The organism is Terrisporobacter muris (assembly GCF_024621905.1).
Classification (GTDB): domain Bacteria; phylum Bacillota; class Clostridia; order Peptostreptococcales; family Peptostreptococcaceae; genus Terrisporobacter; species Terrisporobacter muris.
Map to the genome: position 1 here is coordinate 1 of NZ_JANKBY010000499.1, position 1,856 is coordinate 1,856.

Consider the following 1,856-nt stretch of genomic DNA (forward strand, 5'->3'; position numbering starts at 1 on the left):
TTGTCTTGGCAACTATTATAACTATGAAAGGGGGAGATTATAGATTATGTCTGGGGAAAATATAGTTAAAGAAAATAAAATGGGAACAATGCCTATAAATAAACTACTAATAAGCATGTCGCTACCGATGATGATATCCATGTTAGTTCAAGCACTATATAATGTTGTTGATAGTATATTTGTATCAAAAATTAGTGAAAATGCACTTACCGCTGTTTCTCTAGCTTTTCCAGTACAAAATTTTATGATTGCTGTTGGAGTAGGTACAGGAGTAGGTATAAATGCACTACTTTCAAGATCTTTAGGTGAAAAAAAGTTCGAAGAAGCTAATAGAGCTGCAAGCAATGGTGTTTTTTTAGCTGTCATGAGTTATTTATTATTTTTACTAATAGGTATATTATTTAGCAAAAAGTTTTTTCAATGGCAAACAGATATTAAGGATATTGTAGATGGTGGATATTTCTATTTAATTATAGTTACTACTTGTTCTTTTGGTATGTACGGTCAAATAGTATTTGAAAAATTAATGCAGTCAACAGGAAAAACATTTTATTCTATGATTACACAAATAACTGGCGCAGTTATAAACATAATATTAGATCCAATATTAATTTTTGGATTATTGGGCTTTCCTAAATTGGGCATATCTGGAGCTGCTATTGCAACTGTCATAGGTCAAAGTAGTGGGATGATGTTGGGTATTTATTTAAATAGTACAAAGAATAAGGAAATAAAAGTGAAAATAAAAGGATTTAAACCTAGTTTAAAAACTATAAGAGATATATATTCAGTAGGTATTCCGTCTATCATAATGGCATCTATAGGTTCAATTATGACTTTTGGAATAAATAAAATATTACTTGTGTTTACATCTACTGCAACTGCTGTGTTCGGGGTGTATTTTAAATTACAAAGTTTTATATTCATGCCTGTATTTGGTATAAATAATGGTATGGTGCCAATTATTTCTTATAATTATGGTGCAAAGCACAAAGATAGATTAATGGAAACTGTAAAGATTAGTATTATTTATGCAATAGGTATAATGATTATTGGTTTAGTTATATTTCAGCTTTTACCAAAACAGTTATTAGGGTTATTTAGTGCGTCTGAAGAAATGATAAGTATTGGAACACCAGCTCTTAGAATAATTAGTATTAGCTTTTTATTTGCAGGATATTGCATAGTTGTAAGTTCTATGTTTCAAGCACTTGGTAATGGAGTTATGAGTTTAATTGTATCAATAGGGAGACAGTTAGTTGTATTACTTCCTGCAGCATACTTATTATCTAGAACTAATAATTTAAACCTAGTATGGTGGGCCTTTCCTATTGCAGAGCTAGCTTCTGTTTTTTTAAGTGTCATAGGGTTTAAATATGTGTACAAGAAGGAAATAGTTCCTTTAGTTAACAATGAAGAGAAATATAATCACGAAGATAATAAAGTTAAGATTTTAGAATGTACAAATGAGACTTAAAATGAAAAAGGGTAGTAATATTTATATTATTACTCTTTTTACATGTAAGGAAATTATATTTCTTTCAAAACTGTGAGAAACTCATGAAACTAAATAATGCCAACCAATATTGAGATGTAAAAAAGTTAGTTTTTGATCAACGGAGTTACATAAAATTTCATATCGCCCACACAGTGGCTTAAAGTGGTAATGAAGACATCTCGTTGGTGATATGAACAAAGCGAATTTTTTACATGGGATAAACTTAATAATATTATTATATATTAGATTAATCTGCTTAAAATTATATTTCTAAGGGTAATTTTAATTTATATGTAAGATATTGTGGTATAATAAGTATGAAAAAGTTCAAACAGAACATATTTATAATATCTTAATT

General features: G+C 28.6%; 1 protein-coding gene. It reads left to right on the forward strand.

Annotation, left to right across the window (positions count from 1 at the left end; all coding sequences use genetic code 11):
- The first annotated feature begins 46 nt into the window (after nucleotides 1-46).
- A complete protein-coding gene (locus NSA58_RS19690) occupies nucleotides 47-1,477 on the forward strand; it encodes an MATE family efflux transporter (protein WP_039681434.1) in 1,431 nt (476 codons plus the stop codon).
- Nucleotides 1,478-1,856: the final 379 nt, after the last annotated feature.

Bases quoted from the DNA above. Each gene is read 5' to 3' on its own strand.
- NSA58_RS19690 (WP_039681434.1), top strand. From the start codon at position 47: ATGTCTGGGGAAAATATAGTTAAAGAAAATAAAATGGGAACAATGCCT.